Below are 647 nucleotides of genomic sequence, written 5' to 3'. Positions count from 1 at the left end.
GCGGAGGTTCTCATCGTGGCGTCCTCACTGCGTCAGCACGACGCCGCTGGCCGGCGACCACGACACGAACACGTCGTCGTTCCACGCCGGTGCGTTGTCGTTCATCAGGTGCGAGCTCGACAGGTTCGACACGACCGTCTTGCCGCTCGGCAAGCGCACGTGGTACAGCGAGTAGCTGCCCATGTACGCGATGTCGGTCACGACGCCGCGCGCCCAGTTGTGTTTCGAGCCCGGCTTCTCGCGCGACACGTGAATGCGTTCCGGGCGCACCGAGATGCCGACCGGCATGCCGAGCGGGCCGGTGACGCCGTGGCTCACGTACATGCGGGCTTCGAGGTCGTCGCTTTCAACGAAGATGTGATCGGGTTCGTCCTCGACCACGCGCCCTTCGAACAGGTTGGTCGAGCCGATGAATTCGGCCGAGAAGCGGCTGTTCGGAAACTCGTACACCTCGCCCGGCGCGCCGATCTGCACGATCTTGCCTTCGCTCATCACCGCGAGGCGGCTCGCCATCGTCATCGCCTCTTCCTGGTCGTGCGTGACCATCACGCAGGTCACGTCGACCTTCTCGATGATGTTCACGAGTTCGAGCTGGGTTTTCTGGCGGATCTTCTTGTCGAGCGCGGACATCGGCTCGTCGAGCAGCA

1 protein-coding gene is annotated in these 647 nt (G+C 64.0%); it reads right to left on the bottom strand.

Annotation, left to right across the window (positions count from 1 at the left end; genetic code table 11):
• Positions 1-24 precede the first annotated feature (24 nt).
• The coding region (locus QZM35_RS38115; RefSeq protein ID WP_301777791.1) for a TOBE domain-containing protein at positions 25-647 on the bottom strand (623 nt) is incomplete at its 5' end.

This window comes from Burkholderia sp. AU45274 (assembly GCF_030482505.1).
In the GTDB taxonomy this organism is placed as follows: domain Bacteria; phylum Pseudomonadota; class Gammaproteobacteria; order Burkholderiales; family Burkholderiaceae; genus Burkholderia.
Note: the sequence above shows the minus strand (reverse complement) of the source record. Positions and strands in the feature narration are given on the sequence as shown.